A 17337-nucleotide genomic window follows, 5' to 3' on the forward strand; every position below is an offset into this window, starting at 1 on the left:
CGGTTCCATCTGGAACAGGCCGGCTGCTGGAAATGGTTACCGTGTGGTATGACAGCCACCGAATTGAATTGGTGGCTGTCTGTTGACCCGTTCAGTGATTGTGGCGGGGCGGCCTCTTGGAGATCTGGCGGAAGCCCTCCGCTCCCTTGATCGTCGCGCCGTCAGCGAGTTGCGTCACGGTTTGGCGATAGAGCATCTGCCAGGGCGTGGCATCCGCAGGAACGGCTGGAATGCCCTCCGCCTTGCGCCGCACGATCTCCTCGTCAGAGACCAGCATGTCGCAGCGACCCTGGTTGAGGTCGATGCGGATCGTGTCCCCGTTGCGGATCCAGGCCAGTCCTCCGCCGGCCGCACTTTCGGGCGACGCATTGAGAATGGACGGGCTGTCGGCCGTACCGGACTGGCGACCATCGCCGATGGTCGGCAGGCTCAGGATGCCGCGCTGGATCAGGTGATCTGGCGGCTGCATGTTGACGACTTCAGCAGAGCCTGGCCAGCCAAGAGGCCCCGCGCCCCTGATAACCAGGATGCAGTCTTCATCGATCGCGAGCGACGGGTCGTTGATACGCTTGTGATAGTCCTCCGAGCCGTCGAAAACGATGGCGCGGCCCTCGAAGATGCCTTCGCGTCCCGGCTGATTGAGATAGCGCAGTCGGAATCCCTCCGAAATGACGCTTGTCTTCATGATGGCGAAGTCGAAGAGATTTCCTTTCAGAACCAGGAAGCCGGCGCGCTCGCGCATCGGTTCGCCGTAAGGCTTGATCACCTCGCGGTCGATGGCTTCCTTGCCGGCCAGATTCTCCGCCATGTTCAGGCCGGTGACGGTCGGACAGCTGCCGTTCAGCTTTCCGGCCTGCAGCAGTTCCCACATGATGGCCGGCACACCGCCGGCACGGTGGAAGCGCTCGCCGAGATAGGCGCCGGCCGGCTGAACATTGGCAAGGAGGGGGATGTCAAAGCCGTGGACCTGCCAGTCTTCCGGATGCAGTTCGGCGCCTGCATGCTTGGCCATTGCCATCAGATGTGGCTGTGCATTGGTGGAGCCGCCGATGGCGGAGTTGACGCGGATGGCATTGAGGAACGCCTCGCGTGTAAGAATGTCTGACGGCTTGATGTCCTGGAGCACCAGTTCGACGGCCCGGCGACCGGTGCGATAGGCCATCTGGCCGCGTTCGCGGTAGGCACCGGGGATTGCGGCGCAGCCGGTGAGCGACATGCCGAGTGCCTCGGCCATGGCATTCATGGTCGAGGCCGTGCCCATCGTGTTGCAGTGACCGACGGATGGGGCGGAATCGAGTGCGCGTTCGAGGAATTCTTCTTTGGTGATTTCGCCGGCCGCGTATTTGCGGCGCGAACGCCAGATGACGGTGCCGGAGCCAACCAGTTCGCCATCATGCCAGCCGTCCAGCATCGGTCCGCCTGAAAGTACGATGGCCGGAATGTCCACCGTCGAAGCCGCCATCAGTGCCGACGGCGTGGTCTTGTCGCAGCCAGTCGTCAGCACGACGCCGTCGAAGGGGTAGCCGTAGAGGAGTTCAACCAGTCCGAGATAGGCGAGGTTGCGGTCGAGGGCTGCGGTCGGGCGTTTGCAGTTTTCAAACAAGGGGTGCGACGGAAATTCGATCGGGATGCCGCCAGCATCGCGAATGCCATCACGCACGCGCTTGGCAAGGTCCAGATGGTGGCGGTTGCATGGATTGATGTCGCTGCCCGACTGGGCGATCCCGATGATCGGTTTGCCCGACCTGAGTTCCTCCGGCGTGGTGCCGTAGTTCATGAAGCGCTCCAGATAAAGCGCGGTCATGTCGAGGTGGTCAGGGTTGTCGAACCAGTCCTGCGAGCGCAGGCGGCGTTTGGGGTGTTCTGATCCGCTCATTTGCGATCCTCCTCCCGATGGTTGATTTTCTCCAGATGCAGGAGCAGTGCGCTATGATCGGTATCTCCGTTGCCGTCTGCGACAAAGGCCTCGAAGGCGCGACGGATATCTGCGGTCAGGGGTAGATCGAGCGAAAATTCAGCGGCCATGGCAGCCACTGCATTCAGATCCTTCAATTGCAGGCGCGACGGGCCTCCCGGCTCAAAGCGGCGCTCGACCATGCGGGCGCCATGCAGGTCGAGGATGCGGCTCTCGGCGAAGCCGCCACGGATGGCTTCGCGAAACTTCTCCCGCGATGCGCCACCGGCTTCAACCAGCATCATGGCTTCGGCAATCGCGCCAATGGTGATCGCCACGATCTGCTGATTGGCCAGCTTGCAGATCTGACCGGCGCCAGACGGCCCGACATGCGTGACGCGGCCGAGGGCGGCAAACACGTCTGTCAGATGCGAGATCACTGAGGCTTCGCCGCCGGCCATGATGGCCAGTGTTCCGGCTTCCGCCCCGACCACGCCGCCTGAGACGGGCGCATCGACATGGGCGATGCCGCGATCGCTCAGCTTGGCTGAATGATCCTTGGCAATCGGTGGTGCGATCGACGACATGTCGACGACGACAGCGCCCGGCGTGAGAGCGTCAGCGACGCCGGCAGAAAAGAGGACGTCGCCGACGGCTTGGCCGTCCGAAAGCATGGTGATCACGACATCGGCATCGCTGACCGCTTCGGCCGCGGTGCGGGCCAAGGTTGCGCCACTGCCGACCAGTGCTTCAGCCTTGCTGATATCGCGGTTCCAGGCGGTCACCGGAAAACCTGCACCAAGCAATCGGCGCGCCATCGGGGCGCCCATCAGGCCCGTGCCGAGAAAGGCGACGCGCGTTTTGGTCGTCGTTGTCAAAGGCTGCCTCCCAGCTCGTCCTCGATATGGATGCGGATGATGTCGTCGAAGGAGTTTTCCGCGACGAAGCCCAGTTCACGTGCGCGCCTGGCCTCGAAGCCGGGAGCCCAGCCGGCGCAGATGCGCATGATCATCTCGTCCGGCTCGCGGCGGATGAGCTTGACGGCCTTTTCGCCTGCAATGCGGCGGAGCGCCTCGATCTGGTCGCCGACCGTCGCGCTGACGCCCGGCATGGAGAGGTTGCGGCGTGGGCCCACCTTTTCCACGTCGATGGTCGCGCCGTGGAGAAGGAAGCCGACGGCAGAGCGAGGGGAGGCATGCCAATGACGAACATCGTCGGTGACAGGAAGCACGGCTTCCTGGCCGACCAGTGGCTCGCGAAGAATGCTGGAGAAGAAACCGGATGCAGCCTTGTTCGGCTTGCCTGGACGGATGCAGATCGTCGGCAGGCGGATGCCGATGCCGTCGAAAAAGCCCTTGCGGGAATAGTCGGCAAGCAGCAGTTCGCAGATCGCCTTCTGCGTGCCGTAGCTGGTGAGCGGCGTCGTGTGAAATTCGTCCGGGATGGGGAAAGGCAGTGGCGCGCCGACGACGGCGATGGACGAGGTGAAGACAACGCGCGGACGATAGCCGTCTTCAAGATGCGCATGGCGAATCGCTTCGAACAGATAACGCGTGCCGTCCAGGTTGATCTGATAGCCTTTCTCGAAATCGAGTTCGGCTTCACCGGAGACAATGGCGGCCAGATGGAAGATGACGTCGGGGCGGCGGGCAACGAGTTTTTCGGCAGCGCCGGGGGCCGAGAGGTCGGCTGTTTCCAGGGCGACCCGGCCGGTGAAGCCCACAGGCGCGTCGGGAGCAACAACATCGACCAGCGTCATGGCATCGACAGGTTTGCCATCAAGCGAGCCGTCCTTGGTCAGGCGCTGCGCCAACTTCCGGCCAACCATTCCTGCGGCACCGATTATCAAAACATGCATGGTTCTTCTCCTCCGATTCCATTCATCCGCCGAGCGTTCTGCGGGCACAAGCACTCAACCTGAAAAAACATTTGTAAGGTTGTCTGATAACCTTATATTTGACCGTTGAAAACCGAATAGTTGGTCCGGTGCATGCGTGATGCGATCCGGCAGGAGGAATGACATGGAGCGTGGGGGCGTTAATGGAGCCGATATTGGGCTGAGCGACGCGCGCGTGGAGATGCTGAGAGCGCGGCTGGGCGATGATCTCGTGCTGTCGGGAGCGGATACCGAGCGCTATTGCCGCGACTGGCATGGCGATATCACGACCGGGGCCGTGGCGGTCATCCGGCCGAGAAGCGCTGCCGATGTCTCCGCTGCCGTCAAAGCAATTGGCGATCTAGGCCTTTCGATTGTGCCGCAAGGCGGTAATACCGGGCTCGTTCTCGGTGCAACACCGGATGATCCGGAGGGGCAAGTGGTCATCAGTCTCGAGCGGATGACGGCGATCCGGCGGCTTGACGTCGACGATTTCTCGGCGGTCGTCGAAGCCGGGATCGTTTTGTCGGAGTTCAAGGACAAGGTGGAAGCGGCCGGGCTTTATTTTCCTCTCGCTCTCGGCGCTCAGGGTTCCTGCCGCATCGGCGGCAATGTCTCGACCAATGCCGGCGGCATCAATGTCCTGCGCTACGGGATGACACGCGAACTCGTGCTCGGTCTCGAGGTGGTGCTGCCGGACGGGTCGATCTTCGATGGACTGTCGACACTGCGGAAGGACAACCGTGGGATCGACCTGAAGCAACTGTTCATCGGTGCGGAAGGCACTTTGGGGATCGTGACGGCCGTATCGGTAAAACTGATGCCGCCTGCCGAACAGGTGGCAACCGCGCTCCTCGGTTTGAACGCCCTCTCCGATGCTATCGCGCTCTATCGTAGGGCGCGGCGCGATTGCTGCGATCTGATGTCGGCTTTCGAATTCATGCCGCCGGTGGCTTTCACGCTCGCCCGCGAGGCGATGCCGGATCTCGTCATGCCGATGCCGGGGGACTATCCGGCCTATGTGCTGATGGAAATCTCGGGCTCCGGTTTGGTCGATATCGAGGATCTCATGCATCGCTTCCTGGAAGGCGTGATGGAAGACGGTCTGGTGCTTGATGGCGTGGCGGCAGGATCGCGGGCCCAGGCACGCAATCTCTGGCTCTTCCGGGAGGGCATGAACGAGGGGCAGGCGAAGCGGGGGCCGCATCTGCGTACCGATGTCTCCGTACCGTTGTCGAAGCTCGCAGACTTCGTGCAGCAGGCGGAAGAGGCCGTCACGCTGGCGCTGCCGGATTGCCTCTGTGTATCCTATGGGCATGTCGGTGACGGCAACGTGCATCTCAACGTGTTGCCGCCGGCAGGGCTTTCTCGCAGCGAGAGCGATAGCCTGATCTATCAGGCCAAGGGCTTGATCAACGCGGTGCTTGCGCGCTTCGGTGGGTCTATCAGTGCCGAACATGGGATCGGCAGGCTCAAGAAGTCCGACTTTGCCTCGGGGCTCCCTGAAACCCAGGCCCGCCTGCTGGGCGCGGTCAAACGTGCGATCGATCCCAAGATTATCATGAATCCCGGTTGCCAATTGAATTTCGCGGAAGATTCGTGAACAACCGGCTGGGTGGTACGGAGACCAGGTGGGCATGGCGATCGATATAGGTCAAATCAACCTCGCACAGATCAAGCGCAGCGATCATCTTCCGACGCGGATCGCGGCGCAGTTCGCGGCCGAGATCAACGAAGGCCGTCTTTCGCCGGGTGACAAGCTGCCGACCGAACATGTGCTCGCCAAGACGATCGGTGTCAGCCGTTCGGTGATCCGTGAAGCGATCGCCCAGTTGCGCAACGAGGGGCTGGTCGAGACGCGTCAGGGAGTGGGGGCGTTTGTCAGCGAACGACCGGCGCGCCTTATCCGCATCAAGGAGGGGGACCTCTTCGATCCTCAGAGCTTCCGTGCCTTGTTTCAGTTGCGGGTGCCGCTGGAAATCGAGGCGGCAGGGCTTGCGGCCGTGCATCACACGGCTGCCGACCTTGCTCGCATCGATGAAGCGTTGGCCCATATGACCGGTCCTGAGAAATGGTCGCATCAGAGCATCGATGCGGATCTCGCGTTTCACCGGGCAGTCGCGGACGCAACGCATAACGAATATTTCTCGATGTTTGTCGGTTTCATCGCCGAGCGTATCAGCCTCGCGATCGATGCGGCCCGCTCTCGCGCGGTCCTGGAGGAAATCGTCGAGGTGACGATTGCCGAGCATGTTCGGCTGCGAGATGCGATTGCCGGCCGCAACCCGGCCGAGGCGCGCGAGGCGATGCGGCTTCATATGCATGGAGCGGCGAGCCGAATCCAGCTCAGCCTGGAGCAATTCTGATTTTTGGACCGCCGCTCTGACCAAGCCATGGGTTTGGATTGAGCGCGGCGGGGGTAGACAGGGTAGAATTCCCTGCCTATTAATGTTTGCGGAGAGTTGTCAGACATCCTGACAATACGGCAAGGCGACAGGAGGTGTCGCCTGCCTGGGGACGTGGAGGAGGCCCTTCGTGGCGGTGGATCGCAGTTTGAAGTCCGGTGATATTCTTCCCGAGGATGCCGCAGAGGCCATCCTTGTTGGTCGCGTGTGGTCAGAGACTGCTGGCGGGCCATGCCCGGTATTGGTGCGGGCCGGGCGCGTTCTGGATCTGACCAGCATTTCGGCGACCTCAGCCGGTTTGCTGGAGATGGATGGCATTGCCACACGTCTGGCGCAGGCGTCGGATCTGCCCGATCTCGGATCGGTCGATGATTTCCTCTCCGGCAAATCCGGCCGTCTGCTGGCGCCGATCGACCTCCAGGCCGTCAAAGCGGCGGGCGTTACATTTGCAGACAGCATGCTGGAACGCGTGATCGAAGAGCAGGCAAAGGGCGATTCCGGCCGTGCCCAGGCCATTCGCGGTCAACTGGCGCCCGTTCTCGGTGACAGCCTGCGCGGTGTCGTTGCCGGTTCCGAACAGGCCGCCAAGGTCAAGGGACTGCTGCAGGAGATGGGTCTATGGTCCCAATATCTCGAAGTCGGAATTGGCCCTGACGCGGAAATCTTCACCAAGGCGCAGCCGATGGCGTCCGTTGCCTGCGGCGACATGGTCGGCATTCATCCGATTTCGCAGTGGAACAATCCGGAACCGGAGATTGTTCTGGCCGTACGTTCCAACGGAACGATCGTCGGGGCGACACTCGGAAACGATGTCAATCTGCGCGATGTCGAGGGGCGTTCTGCGCTGCTTCTGGGGAAAGCGAAGGACAACAATGCGTCTTGTGCGATCGGACCCTTCATTCGCCTGTTTGATGAACGTTTCACGATCGATGTGTTGCGCAAGGTCCGCGTTGCGCTCGTTGTGCGTGGCGAGGACGGTTTCGAAATGACGGGCGAGAGCCCCATGAAAGCGATCAGCCGCACGCCGGAGAACCTTGTCGCGCAACTGCGGAACCGCAATCACCAATATCCAGATGGGGCTGTCCTGTTCCTGGGCACGATGTTCGCACCGGTCAAGGATCGCCGGGGAGCCGGGCTCGGCTTCACCCACGAGGTGGGAGACCGGGTCGAAATTTCCACGCCGAAGCTCGGGCGCCTGGTGAATTGGGTCGATCGGACCGATGCCTGCCCCGAATGGACTTTCGGAACCCGTGCATTGTTTGCCAACCTGGCCCGACGCGGCCTTCTCGATCAGGTGTGAGGCGCTGATGACCAAGGCTGTCGATCTGTTCTACCGGTTTCTCGAGTTCCTGCTGATCGTGCTCCTCGGCGGCATGGCGGTGATGGTGTTCGTCAATGTCATCCTGCGCTACGCCTTCAATTCCGGCCTGACGGTCTCGGACGAAATGGCCCGCTATTTCTTTGTCTGGCTGACCTTCATCGGCGCTGTCGTCGGGTTCCGTGAATATGGCCACCTCGGTGTGGAATCGCTTGTTGCGCTTCTGGGTCGTCGCGGGCGGATCGTCTGCATGATCCTGTCCAATCTCGTCATCCTTGGCGTATCTGCCCTGTTCTTCTGGGGGACCTGGAAACAGCTGCCGATCAATGCCAGCATGAAAGCCCCGGTCACCGGCCTGTCCATGGGCTGGGTGTATGGTGTCGGCTTCTTCACCGGTGCCGGCTGTAGCCTGATTGCGCTGGAGCGCCTGTTCCGCCTGCTCACCGGCCGCGTCACCGATGAGGAGGTCGCCATGTTCGCCGGCGAGCATATGGGCATCGAGAAACTGGTGGAGCGCGCCTGATGACCCTCGTCGTCTTTATCGTTTCACTTCTCGGTGTCATGGCCATCGGCGTGCCGGTTGCCTTTGCCCTGATGTTCTGTGGCGTCACACTCATGTGGTACATGGGGATGTTCAACAGCCAGATCATCGCTCAGAACATGATTGCCGGCGCCGATACCTTCACGCTGCTGGCCATTCCCTTCTTCGTTCTGGCCGGTGAGTTGATGAATTCCGGCGGCCTTTCCCGCCGCATCATCGAGTTCGCGATCGCCTGCGTCGGTCATATCCGCGGTGGTCTCGGGATCGTGGCGATCATGGCCGCCGTGATCATGGCTTCGATCTCCGGCTCGGCTGCGGCTGATACCGCCGCTCTTGCTGCCATTCTCATTCCGATGATGGCGAAGGCGGGTTACAATGTGCCGCGCTCCGCAGGCTTGATCGCATCGGGCGGCATCATCGCCCCGGTCATTCCTCCGTCGATGGCTTTCATCGTGTTCGGTGTCGCGGCAAACGTGTCCATCACCCAGCTGTTCATGGCCGGTATCGTGCCGGGGATCCTGATGGGACTTGGTCTGGTCGTTGCCTGGCAGATTGTGGTCCGCAAGGACAATATCACTCCCCTGCCCAAGGCGCCCGCCAAGGAGCGCCTGAATGCCACGGGCCGTGCAGCCTGGGCGTTGGGCATGCCGGTCATCATTCTCGGCGGCATCAAGGCCGGCATCGTGACGCCGACGGAAGCGGCAGTCATTGCCGCAGCCTATGCCATGTTCGTCGGCATGGTCATCTACCGCGAACTCAAGCCTCGGGACCTGCCAGGCGTCGTCCTGCAAGCGGCGAAGACCACATCGATCATCATGTTCCTGGTCTGCGCCGCGCTGGTCTCCGCATGGCTGATCACGGCCGCCAATATTCCAGGTGAGATCACCCGCTATATCGAGCCGCTCATCGATCGTCCGATGCTGTTGATGTTCGTCATCATGCTGCTAGTTCTCGTGGTCGGTACGGCTCTGGACCTCACGCCGACCATTCTGATCCTGACCCCGGTGCTGATGCCGATCATCAAGCAGGCGGGCATCGATCCGGTCTACTTCGGCGTCATGTTCATCATGAACTGCTGCATCGGGTTGATTACGCCGCCCGTCGGCGTTGTGCTCAATGTCGTCAGCGGTGTGGGCCGCGTGCCGCTTGGCAAGGTGGTGACGGGTATTACGCCCTTCCTGCTCGCCCAGATTTTCATCCTGATGTTGCTGGTTGTCTTTCCGGACATCGTCATCGTCCCGGCGCAATGGCTCCGGTGACGCAAGCCTTTTCAACCGTCTCGTTTTATCCAAGGGAGGAAATACAATGAGAAAGTTTCTGCTGACGACCACCGCTCTCGCCTTCTGTGCCGGCGGTGCCGCACCGGCCTTTGCGGAATTCACCGAGCGCACCATCCGCGTCTCGAATGGCATCAATGCCGACCACCCCGTCGGAAACGGCATCGAAGCGATGCAGAAGTGCCTCGATGAAAAGTCGGGCGGCAAGCTGAAGCTGCAAGCCTTCTGGGGCGGTGCTCTTGGCGGTGACCTCCAGGCGACCCAGGCGCTTCGCTCTGGTGTGCAGGAAGCCGTCGTCACCTCGTCCTCGCCGCTGGTCGGCATCGAGCCGGCACTCGGCGTCTTCGACCTGCCCTTCCTCTTCTCCAATGCGCAGGAAGCCTACACCGTTCTCGACGGCAAGTTCGGCGACATGATGAGCGAGAAGCTCGCCGCCGTCGGCCTCGTCAATCTCGGCTACTGGGAAAATGGTTTCCGCAACCTGTCCAACTCGGTTCGCCCGGTCACCAAGTGGGAAGATTTCGAGGGGATGAAGGTTCGCGTCATGCAGAACAACATCTTCCTCGACACCTTCCAGAACCTCGGCGCCAATGCCACCCCGATGGCCTTCGGTGAAGTCTTCTCGGCGCTGGAAACCAAGACGATCGATGCTCAGGAAAATCCCTATGTGACGATCGATACCTCGAAGTTCTTCGAGGTACAAAAGTACGTGACCGAGACCAACCACGCATACACGCCGTTCCTGTTCCTCTTCTCCAAGGCAATCTTCGACACCTATGCCCCGGAAGAGCAGGCTGCCTTGCGCGAATGCGCGAGCGTCGGTCGTGACGTCGAGCGCAGCGTGATCGCCGACCTGAACAAGAAGTCGCTGGAGAAGATCAAGGCAGCGGGCCTCGAGGTCAACACGCTGTCTGAAGAAGAGCAGAAGCGCATCCGCGAAAAGTCGATGGTGGTCTACGAAAAGCACAAGGAAGAAATCGGCGCCGACGTCGTGGATTCGATCCTGGCTGAACTCGCCGCAATCCGCAAATAACCTCCCTGGTCGCAGTTTGGCGGCTGCACCAGACAAAGCCCGCAGCGGGAGACCGCTGCGGGCTTTGGCATTTCCAACGATGCTTCGGGAAGGGCGCTTTATTCCGGAATGGCCGGCAGCACGGTTTCGCGCTTCTTCAACTGTTGTTCTCGGAAGAAGATGAACAGGCCTGATCCGACGATGAGGGATGCCCCGATCACCATGGTGAGGCGCGGAACCTCGCCGAAGAACCACCAGCCAAAAACTACGGCCCAGAGAAGAAGCGTGTATTGCAGCGGAGCGACCGTTGCGGCATCCGAGATCTTCAGGGCGCGGTTGACAAGGATGTGGGCTGTCATGGCGACGATGCCGAGCAGGCCCAGCAGGAGGACCTCGGTGATGGAGGTCAGCGGCGTCCAGTCGAGCGGGGCGAAGACCAGGCCTGCCAGGGCGGCACCGCCCGTCTGGAAGAGAACCAACGTCTTGTCCGGCGTTGCACGCAGGCTGCGTCCCGAGAGCATCATGAAGGCAAAAGCGGCGGTGCCGACGATCGAAATGATCGCGGGCGCGGTGAACATGGCACTCGATGGCTCCAGCGTGATGATGACCCCGACGAACCCGATCGCAATCGCCGTCCAGCGGCGCCAGCCAACCTTTTCGCCCAGGAGGAAAGGTGCCGCCGCAGCGACGTAGATGGGGGCCGCGAGCCAGTAGGTCATGACATCTGCGAGCGGCAGATACATCACGGCGTAATAGAAGCAAAAGAGTTCGAGCGTCGAGAACACGACGCGCGCGATCTGAAGCCAGGGGCGCTCCGCCTCCACAATGGGCTTCGGCCCGGCCATCCAGAGAAAGGGTGCCAAAACCAGAAGGGCTGCGATGCTGCGAATGAGAATGACCTGCCCGAGCCCGTAGCTCGCCACCAGCCATTTGCCCATGGCGTCGTTGAGCGCGAAGAGCACCATGCCAAGCAGCATGACGGCGGGGCCGGTGAAGGCGCCGAAGATGGATGCCGCTGGGGCATTGGACGGGGTTGTGGTCATTGTCTCTCCCAAACCGTTCGCCGGTTCGCCTGTCGCCGATCTCAGGAAATCGCCGGCGTATCGCTGGTTGTCTTGGTCACCCGGCGGTTCGCTTCATCCGCCGGCGCGCCTCCCGCGCGTTGCTTCTCGTATCCGGTATTGTCATGGCCCCCACCAAATTGCGAGGGTCTTCTGTTCCTCTTCGCAAGCTTTTCACGCTTGAATGGATTTGTTGCGCCGGCGGTTGTCAGCCGAGGCTGGCTTTCTCCCGCAACCTCCCAGTTTAGAATTCCGATCTAAGCGTGGTGATTGACCTGTGGGGAAATATGACAAGAATGTGGCCTTGATGCTGCCGGGCAAATCTGCGCGGCGGACTTGGAGAGATTGATGTCGCGAACCCTGGTGAAGAAGTCCAGCTCAGCTGATTTGTCGCGCGCAATGCAGGCGAATGGCCGGCGCATGGCGATTGCGACGACCGGAGCGTCTATTGCCTTTCTCGCCGTTCTGATCGTCGCTCTTTGAGACCACACCAACGCAGCTCACCGAGTGATGTCCTGACGTCAGCATAACGTCAGCCAGAATATTCCGGCGAATGTCACGAAGGTTGCCGCTGCTGCTGCGATATGCACGACTTTCGAAATGCGCAGGAGCATTCGTCGCTCGTCTTCGCCCGCATTTGCCTGTGGGCGAAGCCAGCGGATATCGATCACGTAGAGCAACGCGAGCGTCAGCAGCAGCACGCCCGACAAGACCAGTCGCAGAAGCGAGCTCGGGCCGACCGGGATCTGGTGCCAACCCAGTTTGCAGCCGGTCGCCTGCACGGCGTAGAGCGACAGAAACGCGACCGACCAGAGGATGAAGCCGGACAGCAATCCGACAAAGGGAAACCTAGTCATCCGCCACCGCCAATCTGGCCGAGACTTTGCAAGGCGAAGGGAAAGGCAAGACCAATCGCGCCGGCAACTGCTGTGTAATCGTGCCAAAGTCTGCCGATCCGCAGATCCAGTGAACGCTTTTCCGAGATGTAGCCGCCATGCCAGCGCCACAAGCCGTAACCAGCGAGGATCGCTCCCACCGTTCCATGCAGGCTGACATAGATTGCCACCGCCAGCGCGCTGGCCGATGCTGCATGCGCCTGAGGTGCCGGAATTGAAAAGCCGATGGCTGCCGTGGCGAGCACGGCGATCAAGCATCCCAGGACGGTGATCCCGAGCCAGAGCGGCGTTTTTCCCCGTTTGCCGGTGGCGAACCGTGCGCCGACTGCGGAAAGGACGAGGCCAAGGGCTGCTGCTGCGGAGAGGCCCGGGAATGTGAAATCGATATCTGGCGGTGGCCAGTTGGGGGCAGAGAGCCACAGGAAAAACCCGCCGAACAGCAATGACGTGTAAAGCGTTGCATTGGCCGTGAGGGTAAAGACCAATGCCCACCATGACGGTGGTTGATCGGTCAACTGATGATGGGGTGCTTGCTCGCCGTGACCGACTTCAAGAAGTGCGATGTCTTGCTTGAGGCCAGTCGAAGGTGTCCAGCGCAGAAAGAGAAACAGTGTGGTGATCGCCGCGATGGGCGTGAGCCAGTACAGTTTTGCCAGCAGGCTGGCAAAAAACAGGGCGGTTGCGACGGCTGTCCAGAAGGGTAGGTAGGTCGGACGCGGCAGCACGACGACGTGATCGATCCTGCCGGTCACCATGTCGACGGCGAGCGTCTCCATCCAGCCGTTGCGCATGAAGCCGAGATAACCCCGGCCGGCTGCCAGTTCAGCCCCCAATGTCTGCGGCTCAAGTCCGTCTGCCCTTCGGTCTATCCGGGGCAGGGAGCCGAAGGTGTAGGACGGCGGAGGGGTGGGCGTGGCCCATTCCAGCGTTCCTGCCTGCCACGGATCGCGACGAAAGGCGCGCCCGAAGCGGATCAGCAGGATGAGGTCCAGGGCGACGAGGGCAAATCCGATCGTCATCACGAAGCTGCCGACGGAGGAGGCAAAATTCAACACCTCCCAGCCGGCCTCGGGCGGATATTCGTATATCCGGCGCGGCATGCCCCTGAGCCCTGTCAGGTGCATCGCGAAGAAGGTGATGTTGAAGCCAATGAAGACCAACCAGAAAGCGGGTTTCGACAGATGCTGGATCGGCTGACGTCCGGTGATGTGCGGGAGCCAGTAATAGGCGGCCGCCATCATCGGAAAGACGAAGCCGCCCACCAGCACATAATGCAGGTGGGCCACCACGAAGTGGCTGTCATGCGCCTGCCAGTCGAAGGGGACCATGGCCAGCATGACCCCTGTCAGGCCACCCAGCACGAAGACGAAGAAGAAGCCGAAGACATGCAGCATCGGTATCGAGAGCCGAGGTCGCCCATGGGCCATGGTGGCGAGCCAGGCGAAGATCTGGATGCCGGTCGGGATCGCGACCAGCGCGCTCGCCGCAGAAAAGAAGGATAGGGCCACATGCGGGATGCCGACCGTGTACATGTGGTGCACCCAGAGGCCGAAGGAGAGGAAAGCCATTGCGACGATTGCGGCGACGATCAGGCTGTAGCCTTCCAAAACTCGGCGGGACAATACGGGGATGATCGTCGACAGCGCACCGGCCGCCGGCAGGAAGATGATGTAGACTTCCGGATGGCCAAAGAGCCAGAAGAGGTGCTGCCAGAGCAGCGGGTCGCCGCCGCGCGTCGGGTCAAAGAAGGGCAGGTCGAAAGCCCGTTCCACTTCGAGCAGGATCGAGCCCAGAATGAGCGGCGGAAACCCGATCAGCATCATGGCGGCAACGACCAGCATGTACCAGGCGAAGATTGGCATGCGCGAGAGCGACATGCCCGGTGCACGCAGTTTTAGGATGGTCACCATCAGTTCGATCGCCGCCGACAGGGCAGAAATCTCGACGAAGGTGATGCCGAGCAACCAGACATCGGCATTGATGCCGGGTGAATAGGGTTTCGACGACAGGGGCGTGTACATGAACCAGCCCCCGTCGGGCGCGATGCCGAAGAGAAGGGCTGCGATCAGGAAGGAGCCGCCGAACAGGTAGCACCAGTATCCGTAGGCCGACATGCGCGGAAAGGCGAGATCACGGGCACCGAGCATCTTGGGGAGCAGGTAGATCGCCAGGCCCTCGAAAAAGGGAATGGCGAAGAGAAACATCATGATCACGCCATGCATGGTGAAGACCTGCGCATATTGCTCGGCATCGAGGAATGCACTGTTGCTGGAGGCGAGTTGGGTGCGGATCAACATGGCGAGCACGCCGCCGATGGCGAAGAAGACCAGTGCGGTGACCATGAACCTGATGCCGATGACATTGTGGTTCACGGCGGCGAAGCGCTTCAAGCCCTTGCCCGAGGCCCAGACGGCATCCAGCTGGTGATGCAGCCGGATCGGGGAGCCGGCGGCTTCGTGACCGGTTTCGTAGGGCGCTTCAGTCATCTGTCTGCCTTTGCCGTGGTCAATTCCGTCAGGCGTTGCCGGTAGATTTCCGGTGGATGAGCCTCGACTACGAAGCGCATGGCGGAATGGCCGGTACCGCAGTATTCGGCGCAGATTCCGCCGTAGCGTCCGGGGGCATCCGCCTTGATGCGCAGGCGTGTCGTGTGGCCCGGAATGGCGTCGATCTTTCCTGCCAGGCGCGGGATCCAGAAACTGTGGATCACATCGGTGCTGGTGACGCTCACCTCCACCACGCCGCCCACCGGAATGTGCAGGACCCCCGTGGCATCGTCGGACAGATCCATATCGGGATATGCGAATTCCCATTTCCACATGCGCGCCTGCGCTTCGACGCGGGCTATCACCGGCTCGTTCTGCCAGGCTCCAAGAAGATATTCGCCCTTGGCGAGCCCGTAGACGATGAGTGTAAGCAAGACAGGAACCGGCAGGATGAGCCCTCCAAAGATCATCCAGCGACGTGCAGACAGAGCGCTGCCAAAGCCAGGGCGATAGAGGACCAGCAGAAAGAGCGAGATCACGAGAGCGAAGATGAGACCGGCGCCGACCAGCATCACCCACCAGAGATTGGCGATCGCGTCCGCATAAGGACCGGCTGGGTCGAGCGCCGATAGGTCCCCGGAACAGCTCCCGAGGATCAGGGGCGTCGCGAGAGCGATCATGCCGCGTGGGAACCATAAACGCTTGGAAGGCTTTTCCGTTTCAGACGGAGAGGTTCCATGACCAATCAAGAGACGACCGACAGCAACAACCCTGTGATCGAGAAGCTGGAGGAGAAGGATACGGCTTCGGCGATCGCCGTGGCCGGTCACCCGCTGCATGCGATGAGCGTGCATTTCCCGATTGCGCTCGTCTTTGGAACCCTGGCGGTCGATGTTTTCTACTGGTGGACCGCTGATCCCTTCTGGTTGCGTGTCGGGCTCTGGACCTCGGGTACGGCTTTCGTGGCGGGCATCGCGGCTGGCATCGTCGGCACTGCGGAACTGGTGCTCGTCCCTGGCATTCGGGCGCGCGTCGCCAGCTGGGCGCATGCGATTGCCGCCGTCACGTTGATTTCGGTTGCCGGCGCCAACTGGGGCCTTCGCCTGATGGAGCCATCCGCCGTTCTGCCGCATGGCCTCCTCCTGTCGGTTCTGGCGGGCATCCTGACAGGTGTCGCCGGCTGGCATGGGGGCAAGCTGATTTTCGATCACGGCATTGGCCTCATGGTGTCGCCCAAGGATTGAATGGGTCGAGGAGGCGTTTCAATCCGCCCGGTTCGCCCATGACCCGAGGTAGCGAGAAAACGGGCGCTTCTTTTGCGAGCACTAGGACGAGGATGGCTGCGACTACGGCGCAACAGCTGACTGTCGCCAGCATGAAGCGCCAGGGGGGATAGACTTCACCCTCCTTGAACAGGCGAATGATCACCAGCCCGGAAAAGACATGAAACATGGCGAGGAGAGCGACGAAGCCGAGCTTCCAGGAAAACCACGGTGAGAAGACGTCTCTTGCAAAGCTCAAGGCAATGCCGCTCGAGACGGCGATGAATGCTGCAGGCGAGATCATCGCGACATAGGCGAAACGCACCATGCGCTGCATCCGATAGAGTGAGTCATTGCTCGTGACATGGGCACGTTGGACATAGAGGCTCGGTAAGCTGATCAGGCCGGCGGTCCAGATGGCAATCGCAGCGATGTGCACGAACTTCAGGATGGCGATCATTGATGGGCCGCCTGCCTTTCCGCATCCCGCGCTGAAAACAGTCGGGACAGCACGATGAGCGCCACCATCAGATAGGGCAGAGCCGCGGGAACCCACATCAGAATTCCTGAAAGCTGTTGGTCGGCTAGAGGCAGAAGACCATAGGGCTGGGTGGTTTCGAGATGGGCTGCGAAGAGCGGTTCCCTCGCAAAGGTGAGCAGCGCGCCGAGCATGCCCATTTGCAAGGTGGTGCCGAGAAGCAACGCAAGTGCCGCGCCGACCGTGCGGCGCGGTGCAAGGATATCCCGCCAGAGCCAGGTCGCAGAGCCGAACAGCGTCAGCTCCATCAACCAGTAGGCGACCGGCGAGCCCAATGCGAAGAGATAGTGGCCCGGCGCGTGCCACAGCCAAATCATCGCCGTATGGACGAGGAAGGACAGTTGGGCTGGCACCACGATCGAGGCCCGCCTTTGTGATGGGATCGCGACAATGACCAGCGGCGCGATCACCGCCACCAGCAGGATGTGGTGCAGAACGCGCGCCGAAAACAGCGCCGATGCGAGGGCGCAAAGTGGAGACACGAACGCCACGAGAGCGACGAGGAAAGCGGAGATTGCGGCGGCTCGCTGTCGCGGCGTCTGACCCATCGTCAGCAGGACGAAAACGCCGGCCACAAGGCCGCTCAGCAGAGCCGGGTCGAAATTCCATTGGCTCCAGAAGGTCTCCGGGACCGGGGCTGGGCCGCAATAGATATCGAGATCCATGCTTCAGCCCTGTTTTCCTGTGGCGTCGCCCGGCATTCCCGTCCCCCTGTGCTTTGCGGTCTCGGGGCGCAACAGATCGGGGCGGGATTTTGTTCCATCCAACGAG

Annotated in this window: 17 protein-coding genes; 8 read left to right on the forward strand and 9 right to left on the reverse strand. The window is 61.4% G+C overall.

Annotated features, from left to right (window positions below):
* Nucleotides 1-91 precede the first annotated feature (91 nt).
* Genes DFO46_RS22435 through denD form a run of 3 tightly spaced genes read right to left on the reverse strand, consistent with a single transcriptional unit; the run spans nucleotide 92 to nucleotide 3752 of the window.
* Complete coding sequence (locus DFO46_RS22435) at nucleotides 92-1876, reverse strand: IlvD/Edd family dehydratase (RefSeq protein ID WP_120279167.1); 1785 nt, start codon at nucleotides 1874-1876, stop codon at nucleotides 92-94.
* Nucleotides 1873-2772: an NAD(P)-dependent oxidoreductase gene (locus tag DFO46_RS22440; RefSeq protein ID WP_281039963.1), complete on the reverse strand. Its 900-nt coding sequence runs from the start codon at nucleotides 2770-2772 to the stop codon at nucleotides 1873-1875. Before DFO46_RS22440 ends, DFO46_RS22435 begins: the two co-directional genes overlap by 4 nt.
* Nucleotides 2769-3752, reverse strand: coding sequence for a D-erythronate dehydrogenase (denD, locus tag DFO46_RS22445; protein ID WP_120279168.1), 984 nt, complete (start codon nucleotides 3750-3752; stop codon nucleotides 2769-2771). Before denD ends, DFO46_RS22440 begins: the two co-directional genes overlap by 4 nt.
* 220 nt (nucleotides 3753-3972) lie before the next feature.
* Here denD and DFO46_RS22450 point away from each other — a divergent pair, with 220 nt between their 5' ends.
* The 6 genes from DFO46_RS22450 (at nucleotide 3973) to DFO46_RS22475 (ending at nucleotide 10344) form a co-directional block, all read left to right on the forward strand.
* On the forward strand, nucleotides 3973-5373 hold the full coding sequence (locus DFO46_RS22450) for an FAD-binding oxidoreductase (RefSeq protein ID WP_245422698.1): 1401 nt from the start codon (nucleotides 3973-3975) through the stop codon (nucleotides 5371-5373).
* Between the two features lie 34 nt (nucleotides 5374-5407).
* Entirely contained in the window at nucleotides 5408-6136 is a 729-nt protein-coding gene (locus tag DFO46_RS22455; protein WP_110793646.1) for a FadR/GntR family transcriptional regulator, read from the forward strand.
* A 169-nt stretch (nucleotides 6137-6305) separates the two neighbouring features.
* Nucleotides 6306-7475, forward strand: a complete 1170-nt coding sequence (locus DFO46_RS22460; RefSeq protein WP_120279170.1) for a fumarylacetoacetate hydrolase family protein — start codon at nucleotides 6306-6308, stop codon at nucleotides 7473-7475.
* Nucleotides 7476-7482: 7 nt separating this feature from the next.
* Nucleotides 7483-8016: a TRAP transporter small permease gene (locus DFO46_RS22465; protein WP_110793648.1), complete on the forward strand. Its 534-nt coding sequence runs from the start codon at nucleotides 7483-7485 to the stop codon at nucleotides 8014-8016.
* The gene (locus DFO46_RS22470; protein ID WP_110793649.1) at nucleotides 8016-9293 is read left to right on the forward strand and encodes a TRAP transporter large permease subunit; all 1278 of its coding nucleotides are present in this window, start codon (nucleotides 8016-8018) and stop codon (nucleotides 9291-9293) included. Before DFO46_RS22465 ends, DFO46_RS22470 begins: the two co-directional genes overlap by 1 nt.
* A gap of 46 nt (nucleotides 9294-9339) precedes the next feature.
* A complete protein-coding gene (locus DFO46_RS22475; protein ID WP_110793650.1) occupies nucleotides 9340-10344 on the forward strand; it encodes a TRAP transporter substrate-binding protein in 1005 nt (334 codons plus the stop codon).
* Nucleotides 10345-10442: 98 nt separating this feature from the next.
* On the opposite strand, the gene DFO46_RS22480 is transcribed toward DFO46_RS22475, so the two are convergent.
* A complete protein-coding gene (locus DFO46_RS22480) occupies nucleotides 10443-11300 on the reverse strand; it encodes a DMT family transporter (protein ID WP_110793709.1) in 858 nt (285 codons plus the stop codon).
* Nucleotides 11301-11732: 432 nt separating this feature from the next.
* Here DFO46_RS22480 and DFO46_RS24300 point away from each other — a divergent pair, with 432 nt between their 5' ends.
* Nucleotides 11733-11867, forward strand: coding sequence for a hypothetical protein (locus DFO46_RS24300; protein WP_281039964.1), 135 nt, complete (start codon nucleotides 11733-11735; stop codon nucleotides 11865-11867).
* Between the two features lie 38 nt (nucleotides 11868-11905).
* Here DFO46_RS24300 and DFO46_RS22485 read toward each other — a convergent pair whose 3' ends face one another.
* From DFO46_RS22485 to coxB, 3 genes are read right to left on the reverse strand one after another with little or no spacing between them, the layout of a single operon-like run.
* The gene (locus tag DFO46_RS22485) at nucleotides 11906-12241 is read right to left on the reverse strand and encodes a hypothetical protein (RefSeq protein ID WP_147412789.1); all 336 of its coding nucleotides are present in this window, start codon (nucleotides 12239-12241) and stop codon (nucleotides 11906-11908) included.
* Nucleotides 12238-14766: a cytochrome c oxidase subunit I gene (ctaD, locus tag DFO46_RS22490; protein WP_120279172.1), complete on the reverse strand. Its 2529-nt coding sequence runs from the start codon at nucleotides 14764-14766 to the stop codon at nucleotides 12238-12240. Before ctaD ends, DFO46_RS22485 begins: the two co-directional genes overlap by 4 nt.
* Nucleotides 14763-15446, reverse strand: a complete 684-nt coding sequence (gene coxB, locus DFO46_RS22495) for a cytochrome c oxidase subunit II (RefSeq protein WP_120279173.1) — start codon at nucleotides 15444-15446, stop codon at nucleotides 14763-14765. Before coxB ends, ctaD begins: the two co-directional genes overlap by 4 nt.
* Nucleotides 15447-15503: 57 nt before the next feature.
* Here coxB and DFO46_RS22500 point away from each other — a divergent pair, with 57 nt between their 5' ends.
* The gene (locus tag DFO46_RS22500; RefSeq protein ID WP_120279174.1) at nucleotides 15504-16010 is read left to right on the forward strand and encodes a DUF2231 domain-containing protein; all 507 of its coding nucleotides are present in this window, start codon (nucleotides 15504-15506) and stop codon (nucleotides 16008-16010) included.
* On the opposite strand, the gene DFO46_RS22505 is transcribed toward DFO46_RS22500, so the two are convergent.
* On the reverse strand, nucleotides 15988-16488 hold the full coding sequence (locus DFO46_RS22505) for a CopD family protein (RefSeq protein WP_120279175.1): 501 nt from the start codon (nucleotides 16486-16488) through the stop codon (nucleotides 15988-15990). The two genes, DFO46_RS22500 and DFO46_RS22505, sit on opposite strands and share 23 nt — an antisense overlap.
* A complete protein-coding gene (locus DFO46_RS22510; RefSeq protein WP_120279176.1) occupies nucleotides 16485-17231 on the reverse strand; it encodes a cytochrome c oxidase assembly protein in 747 nt (248 codons plus the stop codon). The genes DFO46_RS22505 and DFO46_RS22510 overlap by 4 nt, the downstream gene beginning before the upstream one ends.
* Nucleotides 17232-17337 lie beyond the last annotated feature (106 nt).

It is taken from the genome of Rhizobium sp. AG855, from assembly GCF_003610655.1.
Classification (GTDB): domain Bacteria; phylum Pseudomonadota; class Alphaproteobacteria; order Rhizobiales; family Rhizobiaceae; genus Allorhizobium; species Allorhizobium wuzhouense.

Excerpts from the sequence above, each read along its gene's own strand:
- DFO46_RS22435 (WP_120279167.1), bottom strand. The coding sequence starts at position 1,876 with ATGAGCGGATCAGAACACCCCAAACGCCGCCTGCGCTCGCAGGACTGG.
- denD (WP_120279168.1), bottom strand. The coding sequence starts at position 3,752 with ATGCATGTTTTGATAATCGGTGCCGCAGGAATGGTTGGCCGGAAGTTG.
- DFO46_RS22450 (WP_245422698.1), top strand. The coding sequence starts at position 3,973 with ATGCTGAGAGCGCGGCTGGGCGATGATCTCGTGCTGTCGGGAGCGGAT.
- DFO46_RS22455 (WP_110793646.1), top strand. The coding sequence starts at position 5,408 with ATGGCGATCGATATAGGTCAAATCAACCTCGCACAGATCAAGCGCAGC.
- DFO46_RS22465 (WP_110793648.1), top strand. The coding sequence starts at position 7,483 with ATGACCAAGGCTGTCGATCTGTTCTACCGGTTTCTCGAGTTCCTGCTG.
- DFO46_RS22470 (WP_110793649.1), top strand. The coding sequence starts at position 8,016 with ATGACCCTCGTCGTCTTTATCGTTTCACTTCTCGGTGTCATGGCCATC.
- DFO46_RS22475 (WP_110793650.1), top strand. The coding sequence starts at position 9,340 with ATGAGAAAGTTTCTGCTGACGACCACCGCTCTCGCCTTCTGTGCCGGC.
- DFO46_RS22480 (WP_110793709.1), bottom strand. The coding sequence starts at position 11,300 with ATGCTGCTTGGCATGGTGCTCTTCGCGCTCAACGACGCCATGGGCAAA.
- DFO46_RS24300 (WP_281039964.1), top strand. The coding sequence starts at position 11,733 with ATGTCGCGAACCCTGGTGAAGAAGTCCAGCTCAGCTGATTTGTCGCGC.
- DFO46_RS22485 (WP_147412789.1), bottom strand. The coding sequence starts at position 12,241 with ATGACTAGGTTTCCCTTTGTCGGATTGCTGTCCGGCTTCATCCTCTGG.
- ctaD (WP_120279172.1), bottom strand. The coding sequence starts at position 14,766 with ATGACTGAAGCGCCCTACGAAACCGGTCACGAAGCCGCCGGCTCCCCG.
- coxB (WP_120279173.1), bottom strand. The coding sequence starts at position 15,446 with ATGATCGCTCTCGCGACGCCCCTGATCCTCGGGAGCTGTTCCGGGGAC.
- DFO46_RS22500 (WP_120279174.1), top strand. The coding sequence starts at position 15,504 with ATGACCAATCAAGAGACGACCGACAGCAACAACCCTGTGATCGAGAAG.
- DFO46_RS22505 (WP_120279175.1), bottom strand. The coding sequence starts at position 16,488 with ATGATCGCCATCCTGAAGTTCGTGCACATCGCTGCGATTGCCATCTGG.
- DFO46_RS22510 (WP_120279176.1), bottom strand. The coding sequence starts at position 17,231 with ATGGATCTCGATATCTATTGCGGCCCAGCCCCGGTCCCGGAGACCTTC.